At 41.5% G+C, this 17,389-nt stretch carries 21 protein-coding genes; 11 read left to right on the top strand and 10 right to left on the bottom strand.

What is annotated here, in order from left to right:
* Positions 1–90 precede the first annotated feature (90 nt).
* Positions 91–501, top strand: coding sequence for a YwpF-like family protein (locus JVX94_RS16855; protein ID WP_024423692.1), 411 nt, complete (start codon positions 91–93; stop codon positions 499–501).
* A gap of 224 nt (positions 502–725) precedes the next feature.
* Here JVX94_RS16855 and mscL read toward each other — a convergent pair whose 3' ends face one another.
* Together mscL and fabZ are read right to left on the bottom strand one after the other, a co-directional pair.
* Positions 726–1,121: a large conductance mechanosensitive channel protein MscL gene (gene mscL / locus JVX94_RS16850; RefSeq protein WP_024423693.1), complete on the bottom strand. Its 396-nt coding sequence runs from the start codon at positions 1,119–1,121 to the stop codon at positions 726–728.
* Between the two features lie 128 nt (positions 1,122–1,249).
* The gene (gene fabZ, locus JVX94_RS16845) at positions 1,250–1,684 is read right to left on the bottom strand and encodes a 3-hydroxyacyl-ACP dehydratase FabZ (protein WP_048237618.1); all 435 of its coding nucleotides are present in this window, start codon (positions 1,682–1,684) and stop codon (positions 1,250–1,252) included.
* Positions 1,685–1,903: 219 nt separating this feature from the next.
* Between fabZ and JVX94_RS16840 the strand changes: the two genes are divergently transcribed.
* Complete coding sequence (locus tag JVX94_RS16840; RefSeq protein ID WP_205183885.1) at positions 1,904–2,959, top strand: tetratricopeptide repeat protein; 1,056 nt, start codon at positions 1,904–1,906, stop codon at positions 2,957–2,959.
* A 14-nt stretch (positions 2,960–2,973) separates the two neighbouring features.
* Here JVX94_RS16840 and JVX94_RS16835 read toward each other — a convergent pair whose 3' ends face one another.
* The 4 genes from JVX94_RS16835 to spoIIID form a co-directional block, all read right to left on the bottom strand.
* On the bottom strand, positions 2,974–3,792 hold the full coding sequence (locus JVX94_RS16835; RefSeq protein ID WP_034281197.1) for a flagellar hook-basal body protein: 819 nt from the start codon (positions 3,790–3,792) through the stop codon (positions 2,974–2,976).
* 30 nt (positions 3,793–3,822) lie between these two features.
* Positions 3,823–4,662, bottom strand: a complete 840-nt coding sequence (locus tag JVX94_RS16830; protein ID WP_095409748.1) for a flagellar hook-basal body protein — start codon at positions 4,660–4,662, stop codon at positions 3,823–3,825.
* Positions 4,663–4,786: 124 nt separating this feature from the next.
* The gene (gene mbl / locus JVX94_RS16825; RefSeq protein ID WP_007497573.1) at positions 4,787–5,788 is read right to left on the bottom strand and encodes a cell shape-determining protein Mbl; all 1,002 of its coding nucleotides are present in this window, start codon (positions 5,786–5,788) and stop codon (positions 4,787–4,789) included.
* 184 nt (positions 5,789–5,972) lie between these two features.
* Positions 5,973–6,251, bottom strand: coding sequence for a sporulation transcriptional regulator SpoIIID (gene spoIIID / locus JVX94_RS16820; RefSeq protein ID WP_008343327.1), 279 nt, complete (start codon positions 6,249–6,251; stop codon positions 5,973–5,975).
* Positions 6,252–6,598: 347 nt separating this feature from the next.
* Here spoIIID and JVX94_RS16815 point away from each other — a divergent pair, with 347 nt between their 5' ends.
* From JVX94_RS16815 to JVX94_RS16805, 3 genes are all read left to right on the top strand, one after another.
* Entirely contained in the window at positions 6,599–7,012 is a 414-nt protein-coding gene (locus JVX94_RS16815) for a MarR family winged helix-turn-helix transcriptional regulator (protein WP_144471946.1), read from the top strand.
* Positions 7,013–7,027: 15 nt separating this feature from the next.
* Entirely contained in the window at positions 7,028–8,215 is a 1,188-nt protein-coding gene (locus JVX94_RS16810) for an MFS transporter (RefSeq protein WP_064497932.1), read from the top strand.
* Positions 8,216–8,335: 120 nt separating this feature from the next.
* A complete protein-coding gene (locus JVX94_RS16805) occupies positions 8,336–8,935 on the top strand; it encodes an undecaprenyl-diphosphatase (RefSeq protein ID WP_111290635.1) in 600 nt (199 codons plus the stop codon).
* Between the two features lie 38 nt (positions 8,936–8,973).
* On the opposite strand, the gene JVX94_RS16800 is transcribed toward JVX94_RS16805, so the two are convergent.
* A complete protein-coding gene (locus JVX94_RS16800; protein ID WP_197197613.1) occupies positions 8,974–10,362 on the bottom strand; it encodes an MFS transporter in 1,389 nt (462 codons plus the stop codon).
* A 177-nt stretch (positions 10,363–10,539) separates the two neighbouring features.
* Here JVX94_RS16800 and JVX94_RS16795 point away from each other — a divergent pair, with 177 nt between their 5' ends.
* The 5 genes from JVX94_RS16795 to JVX94_RS16775 all read left to right on the top strand — a co-directional run bounded on the left by JVX94_RS16795 (position 10,540) and on the right by JVX94_RS16775 (position 14,664).
* Positions 10,540–11,427 (top strand): transporter substrate-binding domain-containing protein, encoded by an 888-nt coding sequence (locus tag JVX94_RS16795; RefSeq protein WP_095409752.1) that lies wholly within the window; start codon positions 10,540–10,542, stop codon positions 11,425–11,427.
* A gap of 42 nt (positions 11,428–11,469) precedes the next feature.
* On the top strand, positions 11,470–12,147 hold the full coding sequence (locus JVX94_RS16790; protein WP_205183883.1) for an amino acid ABC transporter permease: 678 nt from the start codon (positions 11,470–11,472) through the stop codon (positions 12,145–12,147).
* 10 nt (positions 12,148–12,157) lie between these two features.
* Positions 12,158–12,898, top strand: a complete 741-nt coding sequence (locus JVX94_RS16785; protein WP_205183881.1) for an amino acid ABC transporter ATP-binding protein — start codon at positions 12,158–12,160, stop codon at positions 12,896–12,898.
* 192 nt (positions 12,899–13,090) lie between these two features.
* Positions 13,091–14,299: an ammonium transporter gene (locus JVX94_RS16780; RefSeq protein WP_205183879.1), complete on the top strand. Its 1,209-nt coding sequence runs from the start codon at positions 13,091–13,093 to the stop codon at positions 14,297–14,299.
* Between the two features lie 17 nt (positions 14,300–14,316).
* A complete protein-coding gene (locus JVX94_RS16775) occupies positions 14,317–14,664 on the top strand; it encodes a P-II family nitrogen regulator (RefSeq protein ID WP_024423704.1) in 348 nt (115 codons plus the stop codon).
* Positions 14,665–14,749: 85 nt separating this feature from the next.
* Here JVX94_RS16775 and spoIIQ read toward each other — a convergent pair whose 3' ends face one another.
* Positions 14,750–15,646 carry a stage II sporulation protein SpoIIQ gene (spoIIQ, locus tag JVX94_RS16770; protein WP_205183877.1) on the bottom strand — a complete coding sequence of 299 codons (897 nt, stop codon included), beginning with the start codon at positions 15,644–15,646 and terminating at the stop codon, positions 14,750–14,752.
* A 116-nt stretch (positions 15,647–15,762) separates the two neighbouring features.
* Here spoIIQ and JVX94_RS16765 point away from each other — a divergent pair, with 116 nt between their 5' ends.
* A complete protein-coding gene (locus JVX94_RS16765) occupies positions 15,763–16,272 on the top strand; it encodes a GNAT family N-acetyltransferase (RefSeq protein ID WP_205183875.1) in 510 nt (169 codons plus the stop codon).
* Between the two features lie 32 nt (positions 16,273–16,304).
* Here JVX94_RS16765 and JVX94_RS16760 read toward each other — a convergent pair whose 3' ends face one another.
* On the bottom strand, positions 16,305–16,835 hold the full coding sequence (locus tag JVX94_RS16760) for a TlpA family protein disulfide reductase (RefSeq protein WP_205183873.1): 531 nt from the start codon (positions 16,833–16,835) through the stop codon (positions 16,305–16,307).
* Positions 16,832–17,389, bottom strand: a complete 558-nt coding sequence (locus JVX94_RS16755) for a MauE/DoxX family redox-associated membrane protein (RefSeq protein WP_205183870.1) — start codon at positions 17,387–17,389, stop codon at positions 16,832–16,834. The genes JVX94_RS16760 and JVX94_RS16755 overlap by 4 nt, the downstream gene beginning before the upstream one ends.

Genomic DNA, 17,389 nt, shown 5'->3' with positions numbered 1-17,389 from the left:
CTAGTTCTAAGCAGGCAGCGGTTTCATTTATACAGATGTTGTATGCTATAATGATACTTACGAATAATGAACGCTTGTGAGGTGATAAATATGAAAACCTTTAGGCTGATTGATTTAAAAATTGAACTTGATCCACAGCAAGATAAAATGTCCAGCATTCCCCTTCGTGACGGTTTAATCATTAATAAAGAAGACGGTGAAAATCACTGGATGATCGAGGCACTCATTCCAAAGAAACATAGACAGGTGTTTGAGGTGCTCTTTCAGCAGCACACAGAAGTGAAGATTCTTGTGACGATCACAAAAGAAAACAACCGCCCTGTTCATCTATCTGTCCAAGTCAAAAACATCGTTGCCTTAGAAGAAAACATTTCTGTATTACTCGATGGTAAAATGATTACAAATCGTTACAGAACAGAAACTGAAGAAGTATTAAAAGACCTCGTCAAAGAGGGGCTGTCAGGAGAAAAGCTGCTGGATGCTTTTAAACAAAACACATAAAAAAAGAGCGGGATCAGCCGCTCTTAGATTGTTGACAAAGGGCTAAAATGATCTTGATTTTAGCCCTTTTGTCTTCTTTTCAGCGTGTTTGAAAACCTTTGAAGTCTAGCAAGGGCGAGCACTGGAACGGAGCGAATTTCACATTCGTGAGTACCGGAGCGCAGACCTGACACCGAATGCAAGGGTTTGTCTACACGCTGAGAGCGGGGTCAGCCGCTCTTTTTCTATTGCACATCTTTAGATTGGCTTTGATTTTTCAATAAATCTCTGATTTCAGTGAGCAGAACTTCCGTTTGATCCGGCGTTTCCACAACCTCTTCTTCCTCAACCTTTTTCCGTTTTAACTTATTCAAATAACGAATAAAGATAAAAATGGAAAACGAGATAATTAAGAAATCAACCACTGTTTGAATAAAGTTCCCATATAAAATTTGAGCAGCTCCGATTTTAATGGATAATCCGCTAAAATCATGCCCTCCAATAATAATACCGACAAGCGGCATAATTAAATCATTCACAAGAGAAGTAACAATTTTGCCAAATGCTCCCCCAATGATGACACCTACAGCCAAGTCAATGACATTTCCCTTGACGGCAAATTCTCTAAATTCTTTCAGCATCCTTTATCACCTTCATCTTTTTTTTGTCTAATATGACGTTTTTTTGTCAAAATTGCAAGTCCTTGTCCGTTCTAACTGAACGTTTTTAAATAAAAAAGCGATTCATGCTTGATGAACCGCCAGGAAAATCATGATACTTTAGGACCGATAGAAAATGTCAGTTCTGCTTCACATGCCACTTCGCCATCTACTGTCGCTACTGCTTTTCCTTTTGCAACTGGTCCGCGGAGACGCGTCACTTCAACCTCTAAACGAAGCTGATCACCAGGCTTGACCTGTCTTTTGAAGCGGCAGCCGTCAATCCCTGCAAACAAACCAATTTTCCCTTTGTTTTCTTCCTTGCCTAACATAATCACACCAAAAACCTGTGCGAGTGCTTCTACAATAAGCACACCTGGCATGACTGGGTATCCTGGGAAATGGCCATTAAAAAATTCTTCATTCACTGTGACATTTTTAATTCCAACCGCTCTTTTTTCTCCATCAACCTCTAAAATACGGTCGACCAATAAGAATGGATAACGGTGTGGAATAATGTCTTGAATTTGCTGAGCATCAAGCATATCTTGATCTCTCCTTCTTTTCTATATCGCTGATCTTCATTTGATTCCTATAGAAGTATATTATGAATGCTGGCATTTTTCAATATTCGCCTTACGTATATGGTAAAAAATAGAATCTATCATTACCAATTGTCATCAAATATAATCCACACTACACTCATTGTTTTTTCACAAATATGGTAATATATATTACATCATTGATTGAATAAGAGGGTAAAAATGAATTTTATGAGCGATAAATCCATAAAAAAACTTCTCCATTCCTGGTATACAATGCTAAAGCATCGACATTTTTCGAAGGCAGAAGAAATCAAAAAAACACTGCTAAAATATAAACGTAAATTATCAAAAAAACAGGAGCTCTATCTCCATTATCAGCTGATGCTGTTTCGTCATCAGCTCTGGATGAATCAGACAGAGGACTTAGAAAAACTCAAACATGAACTGCTGCCCCACAAAGATGAAATGAACGAAAAACTGCAATATTATTTTTATTTCTTTCTCGGATTATATGAATCTTTAAAAAGTGATCAAAATGATGCGATTCATTATCTCGAAAAGGCAGAGGAACGGTTGCCATTACTTAAAGATGAGCTTGAGGAAGCAGAGTTCCATTTCCGTACAAGCGGTGTTTATTATAACAACCGTTACTCGTTGTTATCGATTCGTCATGTTCAAAAAGCCATGGATATTTTTGCAAAACACGAAGACATCCATAGCATCTATCGGTGTAAAATTGTGCTCGCTCTTAACTATAGCGACCAAAAGAAATATGAGGAAGCGGAAGATATTTTCATTGAGATTATTGATTACGTGAAAAAGATTGATGATCAAGAGCTGCTTGGTATCGTTTATTATGACGCTGGCTTTATTCAGTCGAGACAAAACCGTCACAAGGAAGCGCTAGAATACTTCAAAAAAGCGCTTCGTCTCCCAGCATACCGAAAGTCAGCACACTCCTATGTATCGTGCCTATACGAAACTGTGCGTTCCTGTTTTAAAGAAAATTTAACTGATGAAGGGATGAAGTATATTCAAAAAGGGCTGAAAGAAGCTGTTGCTTCCCAGTTTGATATATTAAGAATGAAGTTTCAAATCTTATCTCTTCTCTACAGCCAAACGCCAAAGGCAGATGAGCAAATCGCCACGCTCGTCACATGTCTTGAACGAAAAGAAGCCTGGATTGATCTTGAGGATCTGCTTGCTGATGTCTCAGATTATTATAAAAAAAAGGGCGACTTTGAGCGAGCCGCCTTTTTTATCATGAGAGGCTGATAACAGCCTGCTAATTATCGAATTGTATTAATTAATCCCAGCATTTGATCGCCCATCGTGATCGTTCTTGAGTTCATCTGATAGGAACGCTGTGTTGTCATCAGGTCTGTTAATTCTTTCGACATGTCCACATTTGACGTTTCCAGTGCACCTTGCTGAAGCTGAATCGCCTCTCGGTTTGCTCCATTTAGTGCTGTTAATGCGCCTTGATAAGTTCCGTCGACCGAGAACAAATTATCTCCTTCAGAGACAAGTGCTGAAGAATTATTGACTTGTACAACGCCTAGATTCACTTGCTGGTTCGGTTGATTATCTCTTGAAATCGCCGTCAGCCGTCCATTTTTATCGATTGAAATATCACGGAAATTCGCATTTAAGACGATCGCATTTCCGTTTTCATCAAGAATCGGATAGCCTTCGCTCGTGACAAGCTGCACTTGGTTACGGTTATTGCCCGGCTGTAAGTAAAGTGAACCATCTCTTGTATAACGGATATTACCGCCGGCGTTGACCTGCAAATACTGCGACGGCGCTCCGAATGCAACATCAAGATCACGTCCTGTTTCTTTAATAGAGCCTTGCAGCGAGTTAATGGACGCATTGACCATTGTCCCCGTTCCAAGCCTTAACCCAGCAGGTGTCAGACGACTGTTTGCCACCTGCTCATTTTTTTCATCTACCTGATTAAACTGCTGTCTGATCAGCTCTGAGAAACGGGTGTTTTTCGCGCGGTATCCTGTTGTTTCACTGTTCGCGATGTTGTTGCTGATGATGTCAAGCTGCTTTTGCACTTCATTCATCGATACAGCTGCGTTTATCATCGTTCTAAGCATAAGAATCCTCCTTTCTTTTTCATTTCTTAATTAGTACACTCTGCCAATTTCATTCACTGCTTTTTCTAAGCTTTTATCATACGCCTGAACCACTTTTTGATTTGTTTCAAATGCTCGGTAGGCCGTTGTCATATCTGTATATGATTTCGTCACATCCACGTTTGACAGCTCCGATACGCCTTGGCTTAACGTATAAGACATTTGACCGTTATTGACTGCACTTGGCAGTGGCTGGTTATCAGCTGTACGGTATAAATCATTTCCTTCACGCGCTAGGTTTCTTGTATCCATCGCAACACGTACATCGATTTGACCAAGATTTTGGCCATTTTCAGACACAGTACCATCTGCATTCACTTTGAAATTCTCACTCTGAACCGTAATCGGCTGACCCGTCACGGAAAGAAGAGCGCGGCCATTAATGGTCAGCTGTTTTTGTGCGTTCAATGTAATGGAGCTGCTTTTCGTATAACGAACGCCTTCTGGTGTGTTGACCGCATAAAATAGCGCTGATTTCTGATTGGTCTCCGGATTGATCGGCACATTATTTTCAACTAGTGCTACATCTGTTGTTTGATCTGTTGTTTTTAAAGTTCCCTGTGTAAATTGAGGGATTAATTCCTGCATATATGTCCCAGTATTGATTCCGCCAATCGGCGATTGCAGCGGAACACTAAAGCCTTTGCCTGAGGATGTTTGGAAACGTCCTGATTCCATTCGGTTCAGCAGCATTTCTGGAAATGCACGCATTGCCCCTTCATCCGCTTTATAGCCTGGCGTATTCGCATTTGCGATATTATTTGAAAGCATTTCTGTCCGCCGCTCTTGAGCGATCATGGCAGATGTTGCGGTATATAGTCCTTTTAACACGTGCTCACCTCATTCAAATTCTTTCACATGACCTAAACACAATCTTCTATGAAATATATCGGCTGATTAGCAGGGTTCTTTAATAAAAATCCCCCATTCTTTCTAAAAAGAATGAGGGAAATCATTAGCTGAGTTTACGCTTTGGCAGCTTGTCCATATTATCAAGCATCACACCAGTACCAACTGCTACACAGTCCATTGGATTTTCAGCAACGAAAACTGGTACTTTCAGCTCTTCTGCAAGCAATTGATCAAGCCCGTTTAGAAGAGCTCCGCCACCTGTAATGATGACGCCGCGATCGATAATATCAGCTGATAATTCAGGCGGTGTTCTCTCAAGAACTTGCTTCGCAGCCTGAACAATCGCAGATACAGATTCACGCAATGCTTCTTCTACTTCTTTGCTTGTGACGGTAATCGTTCTTGGTAATCCTGTCACCATGTCTCGTCCACGAATCGAAATCTCTTCGTGACGTGCGTCTGGGAATACCGTTGCAACTTGGATCTTAATATCCTCAGCTGTGCGCTCACCGATCAACAGCTTGTACTCTTTTTTAATGTAGTTAAGAATTTCCAGATCAAATTTGTCTCCAGCCATTTTAATAGAAGAGGCGGTTACAATGTCACCCATTGAGATGACAGCGATATCTGTCGTTCCGCCTCCAATATCTACGACCATGTTTCCACTTGGCTGAAAAATATCCATGCCAGCACCGATTGCTGCTACTTTTGGCTCTTCTTCAAGAAATACATGCTTACCACCGCTTTTTTCAGCAGCTTCTTTGATCGCCTTCTGCTCAACAGATGTAATGTTTGTCGGGCAGCAGATGAGCATACGCGGCTTAGAGAACAGCCCTTTCACATTTAATTTGTTAATAAAATGCTTGAGCATCGCTTCAGTTACTTCAAAATCAGCGATTACGCCGTCTTTTAATGGACGAATCGCAACAATATTCCCAGGCGTACGTCCAACCATACGTCTAGCCTCTTCTCCAACAGCCAAAACTTTCCCGCTGTTTTTGTCAAGAGCTACAACAGATGGTTCATTTAACACAATTCCTTTTCCTTTGACATGAATCAGTACATTTGCAGTACCAAGATCAATTCCAATATCCCTAGCAAACATCTATATATATCCTCCTTGAAAATCTGTTTCCATAGCAAATACCACATTCTGCCCTAATTATATATTCTATCATAATTTGCAGAAAAAAAGATATTTCTTTACAAAAGTCTTTACAAAATTTGTGGTTAGAAACTACCGATATGAGGAAGATATATATATCATGTTTATGAACAAAGAACTAAGCTTACTGTTTCACAGGCTCGCCTTCTAGAATTTCTTCTTTTTTATACTTTAACTTGGTGGCTTCTCCTCCTCGCAAGTGGCGGATTGATTTATGATAATCCAGTATCTCCTTCACTTCATTAGCCAGATCTGGATTAATTTCTGGCAGTCTTTCTGTTAGATCCTTGTGTACAGTACTTTTAGAGACTCCAAATTCTTTCGCAATAACACGAACGGTTTTCTTTGTCTCCACGATATACTTTCCTATCTTGATTGTTCGCTCTTTGATGTAATCGTGCACACCACTCGACCTCCCTAAAATGGATGTGAGAAGTGTGAAATGAGATCCGTATGAAGATTATCCATTTTCAGCGGCGCTTGTTCGTCGTAATTTCTCATCCATTAGGTAGTAAATGCCAAACACGATCCCTCACCTCAAACACTCTCTTTGTCAGGTTTGTAACAGTGTATTAGCATTGAATAGGGAATATGCTAAAAATGAAGATGGGACAAGGGATTTATCAGAAAAGGCAAAACAAAAAATCATTTCGGGGCGCGAAAATTTTCACTTTACAAGAAAGGATTCAGCACGTAAAATAGAAAAGGTGAATTTATTTACCTAGCTAAATATTTAAAAAAGGTGAGCATATGGATACGTTAAATAGAGAGTGTTTACATCAAATACATCAAGGCGCACGACTGCTGTCTAAAAAGGCGAACGAAGCGCTTGCTGCTTATGACTTGTACATGTCCCAGTGGACTGTGCTTTTTTGTTTGGATACATTCGGCCCGAAAACCCAAAAAGACATCTGGACATATTTGAACGTCGAAGCACCGACCATCACCAGAACCGTCACCCGTTTAGAAGCAAACGGCTGGGTGAAACGCGTACAAGGAAAAGACAAACGCGAAAATCTGATCATAATGACAGATGATGCAAAAGCCCGTTTTGAAGAAATCAAACGCACGATGGAACAATTTGAAGAAGAATGTCTTTCAGATTTTACCTACGAAGAAAAACAACTCCTCCATACACTTTTACACAAATTATCAACTGAATAGGAAGTGACATACATCATGAACGAACGCATATGGACAAAAGACTTTATCATGATTGTCCTGGTGAATCTATTTACGTTCACCTCTTTTTATGCCCTTTTGACATTACTGCCCATTTACACAATGGATGAACTAAATGGAACAGAATCACAGGGCGGTCTCCTTGTGACGGTCTTCTTATTATCTGCTATTGTGACAAGACCGTTTTCTGGAGCCATTATTGAGAAATTCGGCAAAAAACGGATGGCGATTTTCTCTTCTACAGCCTTTGCCTTACTCACTTATTTATACATCCCGATTGATCAATTCCAAACGCTTCTTATACTGCGTTTCGTACAAGGGATCTTTTTTAGTATTTTGACGACAGTCGCCAGTGCCATTGCGGCTGATATGATCCCGAAACATAAACGCGGGGAAGGACTCGGATACTTTGTGATGTCCATGAACCTCGCTGTTGTCATCGGTCCGTTTATCGCACTGAATCAAGTAGGAAAAATAGGATTTCATTCCTTATTTCTTCTCTTTTCCATTATCGTGACAATCGGAGCCGCTTTTACAATGCTGATTAGACAGCCAGAGCCTGAAAACGGCGGAAGCATCGTCTTCCGATTCACGTTTTCGCACCTGTTTGAAAAAGGCGCATTAAAAACAGCGGCCGTCGGTATTATTATTTCATTCTGTTATTCACCGATTATTTCATTTATTTCAGTATATGCCAATTCACTCCATTTGATGGGTGCAAGCAGTTATTTCTTTATTGTGTTTGCGGCTGCAATGCTTGGATCACGTCCATTTACAGGCAGACTTTTTGACCGAGTTGGAGCTCACGTTGTGATCTATCCTTCGATTGCCCTTTTTGCCATTGGTTTATGGATGCTGACAGCGACACATTCAGCCACAATGCTTCTTCTATCAGGCGCTGTGATTGGACTTGGCTACGGTTCGCTCGTGCCATGTTTACAAACACTTGCGATTCAGCACTCACCAGCTCACCGTACGGGGTATGCGACGGCAACTTTCTTTACTCTGTATGATACAGGTATTGCTGCTGGCTCATTTGTCTTTGGACTCCTTGTCAGTTTCACAGACTTTTCAAATGTGTACCTTATTGCGGGTATTGTTGTCTTACTGAGTATGGGCGTTTTTTATTGGAGCGAACGAAAACCTCAGGAAGCAAAAGCACAAAAGGTCTCCCTTTCAGAATAGAAGGAAAAGGATACTATTTTAAACTTCGCCGGAAACATGCTAAAATATAGGATATTTCAAATAGAGCATACAGGCTTTTTTGAAAAATAGTTGGCATTAAGCGAAAGTATAGGTGATGTTTTGAATTACGAATTGTTTAAAGTCATACACGGGATGGCTCACCATTCTGAGTTTTTAGATCAGGCCATGATCTTTATTACGAAAAAGGCCATTCTTGTGTACGCCCTTGTCTTATTGATTTGCTGGTTTTTAGGGAATCACAAATTTAAGAAGCATGTCTTCTTTTCCGGTGTAACAGGCATTGCAGCACTTATCGTCAACTTTGCCATTACATTGTTTCATTATGAAGAGCGGCCGTTTGTGGCGCATAAAGTCGACACACTCATCCCGCACTCAGCAGACGCTTCCTTCCCAAGTGACCATACAACAGGTGCACTGGCTCTTTCATTAGCCATTCGATCCCGTAATAAAAAGCTCGGCAACATCTTGCTCGTCTTTGGATTACTTACAGGATTCTCCCGCATCTGGGTCGGTCATCATTATCCATTTGATGTTTTAGGCAGCTTGGTCGTATCGATTGTGGTTGTCTTTATCATGAATAAATTATGGAAGTTCTTTGACTCTCCAATTGATCGCATCGTGACATTTTACGAGACAATTGTTGGGAAAATTTTCAGAAGGAAGACAAAGGATCAGGGCTCAGACCTGTCCAACCCTTAAGCGGCTTTGCGATAACGTGATGAAGATTCTTCTCTCACTTATCGCGCCGCTTTTTTTATTGGCTGTCTCCCTCTAACCATACTTGAAAAATAAAGACTGACACCTATGCCAATAAGAGAAATGATGATCAACGTCCAGCCTAATTGCGCAAAATGAGCACCAGCAATTTCATCCCCAAACAGCATACCAAGTACAGCAGACGACAGAATAGAGCCAAGGTAGCGGCATGTTTGAAAAAGTCCAGAGGACGTGCCAATCATTTGCTGAGGACTTGCCTTGAGCATCGCAGCTTGAAGCGCAACATTTCCTATCCCATAACTGAGCCCAAGCAGCGCCAGAACCAATCCTTTCCCCCATAATGGTGCAGGAATAAAAAAGAAAGTCATAGCAGACGCTCCAGCCAGCATCAATACGGCACTCGCTAAAACTGGATGGCGTTCATCCCCGCGATCCACCCACTTTCCAGTCAGCGGTGACACAATAATGCTCACCCCTGACATACACAGCATAAAAAGACCCGTCATCTCCACACGCCAGCCTAACTCATCCTGGAAATAACTCGGCAAACCAAAAAAGAGACAATAGAAAAAGATATTTAAGATGATAAATTGCACATATACAAGTGACAGCCGCTGCTCCTCCCTGAACATCCGTATTTGAATAAACGGTTCATCCACCTGATACTCCCACCAGATAAAAGCGCCTGCACTCAGGAGACAAAGAATGCCTTGAACATATTGAATGCCATCACTCAGTGATAATAAAAATGAAAGCAGGAGAACAATGCAAACGGTAAAAAGAAGCATCCCTGGTAAATCGAGCTTTCGCACGGTTTCGCCTATGCGCAGCTTTCTCTTCTTCTGCTCCTTCGGAAACAAAAATAGGCCGAGAAAGAAACTGATTAAAATAAATGGCAGATTCACTAAAAAGATAGCCGGCCAGCCGCCAATGGTCATCAGAAATCCGCCAAGCGTTGGCCCAAGTGCCGTCATCGCTGAAGCAAAAATGGATAATACCGCTAACGCCGAAGCCTGTCTTTCTTGAATATGATCCCGAATGAGTCCGACTCCAGAAGGATAAATGGCACTGCTTCCAATCGCCTGTAACAGACGGATCACAATCAGCACCGCAAACGTTGGGGCAAACGGCGCGCAAATGGCTGAGAGTGCGACAAGAACGAGACCGAATAAAAATAAGGTTCTCCGGCTCATCACATGATCCCCAATCCGGCCGCTCACCGGCTGTGTTACTGCACTAGCTAAATAAAAAGAAGAAATAAGCCAAGATACGGTCGTAAATGACAAACCGAATTCATGCTGAATTTGATGCAAGGCCAAAGAAATCATTGATGAATTCAGCGGATTCAACATCGTTCCAAAGGCAATAGCGGTTAAAAAAACTTTTCGATTGTCTTTCCACTTATTCATACACCGACCTCCTTTTTGTGATCTAGCATGTTTTTTTCCAATCCTTTCGTTATTATGAGATTCATTTCCCTTTTTTACCCTAATCAATTCAAGTTCTCTCTTAGAAAAGCAAGACATACATTCTAAAAAGGACGATTGTTGGAATAACACATATAAAATTGAGAATATGAGGAACAAATGGTAAGATGCTACACATATTTAAAAGCCTACTTTCTCCTTATATGGAGAACGGCTGAAAAGGAGGAGAAGCTTATTATTAAAAAAAGACGGTTTTGGGTCCCAGCCCTTTTCTCAGTTGCAGTATTACTTCTGTCTTCGTGTGGTTCAAATGAAACAAACGGGAACGGAGATAAACGTAATTCTACAGCGAAAGGGTCGCCAATTTTGGAGGATGGAAAATTTATTTTTGCAGCTTCAGGTGAATTTCATCCGTTTAGTTATATGGATGGAAATCAGATGTCCGGCTTTGATATCGACGTAGGCAATGCGATTAGTGACAGACTAGGTCTCGAACCTATACAGAAGAAATATAAATTCGCAGGCATCGTCGAAGGCGTGAAAGCAGGTAAATTTGATGCGGCAGTTGCAAGTCATACCATCAATGAGGAACGAAAAAAACACGTCCTTTTTTCTAAGCCCTATTACTACTCTGGTCCGCAAATTTTCACAAGACCTGGAGCAGACATTCAACATGCTGATGACTTAAAAGACAAAGAAATTGCTGTATCAAAAGGATCGTCCTACGCTGATATTGCAAAGGAACATAGCGGGCAAGAACCAAAATATTATGATAGTGATGTCGTCGCCTTAGAAGCACTGGCCAACGGAAAACACGATGCAGTCGTGACAGATTTCGCCACAGGTGCAGAAGCGATGAAGAAAAAATTGAAAATCACAGCGCAGGAAAGACTCGGACAAAGTGAGCAGGCAATTGCTGTATCAAAAGAAAATGAACAGCTCATAGAAGAGATCAACGATGCAATTGATGCACTAAAAAAAGACGGAACATTAAAACAAATTAGCGAAAAGTACTTTGATGAAGACATCACGGTCAAACAAGATTAAAACCACGATTGTGCGCCCTTTTTATAGGCGCACTTTCTTCAAATGGAGATGATTGTTTTGCCTACCCTATCACATTTTTTTCAGACGCTGATTGATTCTAAAAGTATTTTTTTAGAAGGAATGCTGATCACCTTACAGCTGACGGTGATCAGTATCTTCATCGGTATGTTCATCGGGCTCTTCTTTGCTTTATTGAAAATATCCCGCGTAGCCGTTTTCGGTTATATCGCCAATGCCTATATCTTTCTTGTGCGCGGAACACCACTGATTGTTCAAATTTTCATCCTATATTTTGGCCTCACAGAATTGAATATACCCGACTTCTGGGCTGCTTCCATTGCGCTTGCCTTTCATAATGGCGCCTATATAGCAGAAATATTTAGAGGGGCCATCCAATCCATCGATCAGGGGCAAAAAGAGGCAGGACGCTCTCTTGGCATGGGTCGTTTTTTAACAATGAGGCGCATCATTCTCCCGCAAGCGATGCGGCGTGCCCTTCCCCCTCTTGGCAACCAGTTCATTATCGGCTTAAAAGATTCATCACTCGCCGCCTTTATCAGTGTCAATGAACTATTTAACGTCGCCACCACGCAAGGCTCCAACAGCTTTGACAATATGACGTATTTACTTGTTGTAGCCGTCTATTACTTAGTTCTTGTCCTGCTGTTAACATTCGCTGTCCAAACCTTTGAGAAGAAACTATCAGCCAGTGACCAATAGGAGGAGAAGCATGACAGAATCAAAGGAAATCATTCGTGTTGAAAAACTCAATAAATACTTTGGAGAGCTTCATGTTTTAAAAGATATCGATCTCACCGTATATGAAAATGATGTGGTCGTCTTAATTGGGGCAAGCGGTTCTGGAAAAAGCACCTTGCTCCGCTGTATGAACTTTTTAGAAATAAAAAATGAAGGAGATATTATCATCGATGGCAGCCCTGTTCATCCAAAGCGCCATCAATTAAACGAAATGAGACAAAAAATAGGAATGGTGTTTCAGCATTTTAATCTTTTCCCGCACAAAACTGTTCTTGAAAATATCATCGAAGCGCCTGTTATGGTGAAAAAAACAAAGAAAGCGCAAGCCATCACTGAAGCCAGCGCATTGCTAGAAAAAGTCGGACTTGCGGATAAAGCCAACGTATATCCATCTAAACTATCAGGCGGCCAAAAACAGCGTGTAGCCATAGCCAGATCTCTCGCTATGAAGCCTGATGTCATGTTATTTGACGAACCTACGTCTGCCCTTGACCCAGAGCTTGTAGGTGAGGTGCTGCAAACGATGAAAAGCCTTGCAAAAGAAGGCATGACCATGGTCATTGTTACACATGAAATGGGCTTTGCGAAAGAAGTTGCCGATCGTGTCGTCTACATGCACGAAGGCCGCATCGTCGAAGAAGGTATCCCTTCAGAATTGTTTGATTCTCCTAGGGAGGAACGTACAAAACTGTTTCTCAGCTCCATTTTATAGGTCAAACGCCCTTTATTTTTAGTGCTTAACTTACGTTTTTGCTCATTTTTTACGAACTTTTCATCCATTTATATTGAACTTAACCAAAAACCATGTCAGATAAACTTACATGTATATGTTATATATGACTTTTCTCTCTATAATGAAGAATTAAGAAAACAATTAATTCTGAATGATTCGGGGGAATGCAGCATGCAAATGGGTGATACAGTATTTATGTTCTTCTGCGCACTACTCGTGTGGTTAATGACACCGGGTTTAGCTTTATTCTACGGAGGACTCGTGAGAAGTAAAAACGTGTTAAGCACGACCATGCACAGCTTAACATCACTAGCGATCGTTTCAATCGTATGGATCGTATTCGGCTATTCCTTGGCATTTGCACCAGGCAATGCATGGATCGGAGGCTTAGACTGGGTGGGCCTGAAAGGCGTAGGCTTTGCGCCAGGTTCCTATAGTGAGACCATTCCACATTCATTGTTCATGATGTTCCAAATGACCTTTGCCGTCTTAACAACAGCCATCATTTCAGGTGCCTTTGCTGAACGGATTCGCTACTCAGCAGTCGTTGTATTTACACTCCTTTGGGTCACATTTGTATACGCTCCAGTCGCACACTGGGTATGGGGCGGCGGTTGGATTGGCCAGATGGGTGCGCTTGACTTCGCTGGCGGAAACGTGGTTCACATCTCGTCCGGTGTTGCGGGTCTTGTCGTTGCAATTGTGCTCGGGAAGCGTAAAGAAGCAGCAAGCTCTTCTCCACATAACTTGATCTATACCCTTCTCGGCGGAGCTGTCATCTGGTTTGGCTGGTTTGGGTTTAACGTGGGTAGTGCCCTTACATTAGACAGCGTGGCCATGTATGCCTTTATTAACACCAATACAGCTGCTGCTGCAGGAATCATCGGCTGGCTGTTAGTAGAGTGGATGATCAACAAAAAACCAACCATGCTCGGCGCGATCTCTGGAGCCATCGCAGGTCTTGTCGCCATTACACCTGCCGCAGGCTTTGTTACACCGTTTGCTTCTATTATAATAGGATTCATTGGCGGGATCGTCTGTTTCTGGGGCGTCTTTTCTCTCAAAGCCAAATTTGGCTATGATGACGCACTAGACGCATTCGGCCTTCACGGAATTGGCGGTACTTGGGGAGGAATTGCAACAGGACTTTTCGCCACAACTTCTGTCAATGACGGTGGAGCCAATGGCTTATTTTACGGAGATCCCAGCTTACTTTGGAAACAAGTGGTCGCGATTGTTGCCACGTACGCTTTTGTTGCCGTTGTGACATACGTGATCATCAAGTTGGTCAATGTCTTCTTCAAAATTCGTGCAACCGAAGAAGAAGAATCCGTGGGTCTTGATTTAACCATGCACGGTGAAAAAGCTTATCAAGATTAAGAAAAAGGGGTGTCTCTATGAGCAAAATGTATAAAGTGGAGATTGTCACACGTCCAGCTAATTTTGAAACATTAAAGGTGGAGCTTGGAAAGATTGGTGTCACCTCGATTACCTTTTCAAATGTACACGGCTGCGGCTTACAAAAGGGACATACAGAGCTATACCGCGGCGTCAAAAAGGAAAGCAACGTGTACGAACGATTAAAGATCGAAATCGTCCTAAGTAAAGTACCTGTCGAACAGGTCGTTGAAACAGCTCAAAAGGTACTTCGAACAGGCGAACCAGGGGATGGGAAAATTTTTATATATGAGGTAGCGAATACAATCAACATCCGGACAGGTGAAGAAGGACCTGCCGCCCTATAGTGTATCCTCCGCCGAGTGGCGGAGGATCTTTTTAAGCAGAAAAAAACCTCTGCGTATTTATATACACAGAGGACCTTGTAAGACATTAAGATTGTTTTGTTTCTTCTGACTGACTGCTGTCTTTAGAGGAATCAGAAGATTTTTCTTGATCAGAGGATTTCCCCTTCTCATCAGACTTTTCTTCAGATTTTTCTCCAGCTGGCTCTTTGGTCTTATCTTCAGCAGCAGGTTCCTTCGTTTTTTCCTCAGTCTTTGGCTGAGCAGGTTCTTTTGCTTGTTCCGTCACTTCTTGCGCTGCTTTTTCAATCGTAGAAACAGGCTTGTCAATGAAGCTAAGCGGATTAAGCGCTAAACCTTCCATACGAATTTCAAAATGTACATGGTTACCGCTTTCAGCACCATATAGATTTTTACCAGAAGCACCAATGACATCATTCTGCTTCACTTCATCGCCTTCTTTGACACTCACTTGTGACAACGATTGATAAACAGTTGATAATCCATCTTCATGTTCAATTTCAACAACGTGACCGAGAACTGGATCTTTTTTCGCTTGAACCACTGTTCCACTAAGAGCAGCTGTGACATCAAACACTTTGCCATCTTTATCTGCAAGATCAATACCTTTGCTCAAGGTATAGGTGTTATTATAGTTTACAAGTGCTGCTTCTTTTTCTTTTTGATCAGCATCTGCTTCATAGAACTTTTTCACGACAGAAACATTATCAGAATTCTTGACCGGCATGGCAACATTTTCAATTGGCTTTCCAACTTCAACGGCATCATCACGCTGTTCTTGCCCTGTTTGATTTCCATCAGATAGTTGGTCTTTCACATCTTTTGATACAGCTTGATACCAAAGAACGGCTGTTAACACGACCGCTGCGCTGACCAAGTAAATAGCAGGGAATACCCAGCGCTTACGGAAAAATTGCTGAACTTTTGTGATTTTGGAAGTACGTTTCTTTTCTTCCTCTCTCATTTTTCATCACCTCAGCAACATTCTGAACACTTTACAAAAAATATATACATACGAAATCATTTTTCTTTTTATTTTGCGCAATCGCATCAATAATATGTATGATAAATGAAAAAAAGATGGGGGACTTAATTGTGAACACTTTCAACCGCATAGCAACAGAAGATGACCTCAAAGCGATTGTTGATATCTACAATTCAACAATTGCTTCTAGAGAAGTGACCGCTGATACAGAACCTGTATCTGTCGAAGACCGCCGGCAATGGTTTTTGAATCATTCCGATAAAAGACCTCTCTATGTGAAAACAGATGAGGATGGAAATATCTACGGCTGGCTGAGCTTTGAAACGTTTTACGGAAGACCCGCATACAACGGGACCGTTGAAATGAGTATCTATTTGAACCAAGACTATCGAGGAAAAGGCTTAGGCTCACTTTTCTTACAAGAAGCCATTGAGTTAGCACCCTCATTAGGCATTCGAACGTTACTCGCCTTTATTTTCGGGCACAACGTAGCCAGCATTCGACTGTTTAAAAAGCATGGCTTTGAGACATGGGGCCACCTGCCACGCATCGCAGAAATGGATGGCAGCAGGTACGATTTAGATATCCTAGGAAAAGAATTATAAAACGAGCGTCTCCCTGGCAAAGAGACGCTTTTTTATGACGCATGTAACAGCTGTTCAAACTGTTTCGCATTTTGAAGAGATTTTCTTTGCAGAATGATACCATGTTCATCAATGAGAATCGCTTGTGGAACAACCGTTACTCCGTACAGCTCCATGATTTGTGAAGAACGAGTATACACAGCCTGGGACGGCAGCAATTCAAGGATCTGCGTATCATCCGCCTGCTCATCTCCATTAATAAAAATGAATTGAGTATCATCGCCAGCGATTTGCTGTTGCAGGTCTGCTAAAATACTTTTGCACGTCATACAAGTAGAGTTCACAAATAACAGCATCACAGCACTCCCGCTTTGAAAATATTCCTTCAAAATGACCTTCTCCCCTAAATGGGAATAGCTTCGAAATAACGGTGCAGGATCCCCCACAGCCGCTTCCTTTAATTCAATTCCATCAAGGGTTTTGATTTTATTCATAAATTTTCCGATAAAACGGGCGAGCAAAAATATCACAGCCAGCTGAGCAATGACAATGAATAACACAATAATCAATAGAATATCTGTCATTTCACATCGTCTCCTTCTATAAATAATTCAAATTGATTGATCCATTTTCGTTTAAACATTAAGACTTCTTGACCCACCGCTATCATGAAAGAGACAGCCACGGCAATGAGAAAACAAATAATGTTATATTGCCATGGAATGGTTTCTACATAGGGATGCACATAAAACAACCCGATTACAAGAGTCAGCATCGACACATTGCGAATCACAATTCCCCAATGAAGGCGTTCATTATCAAGCAGTCCACCACAGCCGCAAGAAATATCACGATGTCCTCTCAATAAATTGAAGGTCACCGCTCCAGTATAAATACATAAAAGTGCTGTAAGACCAATCGCAGGTACAAGGGTCATGTGCCATACGAACAAAAAACCAGTGCAAATCAATTCAACAGTTAAAAACAAATAAAACATGGGTACCGTGAAAGAAGGAGGCAGCAGCCGATAAGCACCCATCTGCTGCATATGCGCCGTCTGTTTTTTTACTTTATCAAGCCATGCACCTGCAAAAATAATACCTAATAAATAGACACCTATGTAATAAAAGACACTCAC

The organism is Bacillus sp. PDNC022, assembly GCF_016919285.1.
In the GTDB taxonomy this organism is placed as follows: domain Bacteria; phylum Bacillota; class Bacilli; order Bacillales; family Bacillaceae; genus Bacillus; species Bacillus safensis.
The sequence above is the reverse complement of the archived record's forward strand: the minus strand, read 5'-3'. Positions and strand labels throughout refer to the sequence as shown.

Excerpts from the sequence above, each read along its gene's own strand:
- JVX94_RS16855 (WP_024423692.1), top strand. The coding sequence starts at position 91 with ATGAAAACCTTTAGGCTGATTGATTTAAAAATTGAACTTGATCCACAG.
- mscL (WP_024423693.1), bottom strand. The coding sequence starts at position 1,121 with ATGCTGAAAGAATTTAGAGAATTTGCCGTCAAGGGAAATGTCATTGAC.
- fabZ (WP_048237618.1), bottom strand. The coding sequence starts at position 1,684 with ATGCTTGATGCTCAGCAAATTCAAGACATTATTCCACACCGTTATCCA.
- JVX94_RS16840 (WP_205183885.1), top strand. The coding sequence starts at position 1,904 with ATGAATTTTATGAGCGATAAATCCATAAAAAAACTTCTCCATTCCTGG.
- JVX94_RS16835 (WP_034281197.1), bottom strand. The coding sequence starts at position 3,792 with ATGCTTAGAACGATGATAAACGCAGCTGTATCGATGAATGAAGTGCAA.
- mbl (WP_007497573.1), bottom strand. The coding sequence starts at position 5,788 with ATGTTTGCTAGGGATATTGGAATTGATCTTGGTACTGCAAATGTACTG.
- JVX94_RS16815 (WP_144471946.1), top strand. The coding sequence starts at position 6,599 with ATGGATACGTTAAATAGAGAGTGTTTACATCAAATACATCAAGGCGCA.
- JVX94_RS16810 (WP_064497932.1), top strand. The coding sequence starts at position 7,028 with ATGAACGAACGCATATGGACAAAAGACTTTATCATGATTGTCCTGGTG.
- JVX94_RS16800 (WP_197197613.1), bottom strand. The coding sequence starts at position 10,362 with ATGAATAAGTGGAAAGACAATCGAAAAGTTTTTTTAACCGCTATTGCC.
- JVX94_RS16795 (WP_095409752.1), top strand. The coding sequence starts at position 10,540 with ATGGTAAGATGCTACACATATTTAAAAGCCTACTTTCTCCTTATATGG.
- JVX94_RS16790 (WP_205183883.1), top strand. The coding sequence starts at position 11,470 with ATGGAGATGATTGTTTTGCCTACCCTATCACATTTTTTTCAGACGCTG.
- JVX94_RS16785 (WP_205183881.1), top strand. The coding sequence starts at position 12,158 with ATGACAGAATCAAAGGAAATCATTCGTGTTGAAAAACTCAATAAATAC.
- JVX94_RS16780 (WP_205183879.1), top strand. The coding sequence starts at position 13,091 with ATGCAAATGGGTGATACAGTATTTATGTTCTTCTGCGCACTACTCGTG.
- JVX94_RS16775 (WP_024423704.1), top strand. The coding sequence starts at position 14,317 with ATGAGCAAAATGTATAAAGTGGAGATTGTCACACGTCCAGCTAATTTT.
- spoIIQ (WP_205183877.1), bottom strand. The coding sequence starts at position 15,646 with ATGAGAGAGGAAGAAAAGAAACGTACTTCCAAAATCACAAAAGTTCAG.
- JVX94_RS16765 (WP_205183875.1), top strand. The coding sequence starts at position 15,763 with ATGGGGGACTTAATTGTGAACACTTTCAACCGCATAGCAACAGAAGAT.
- JVX94_RS16760 (WP_205183873.1), bottom strand. The coding sequence starts at position 16,835 with ATGACAGATATTCTATTGATTATTGTGTTATTCATTGTCATTGCTCAG.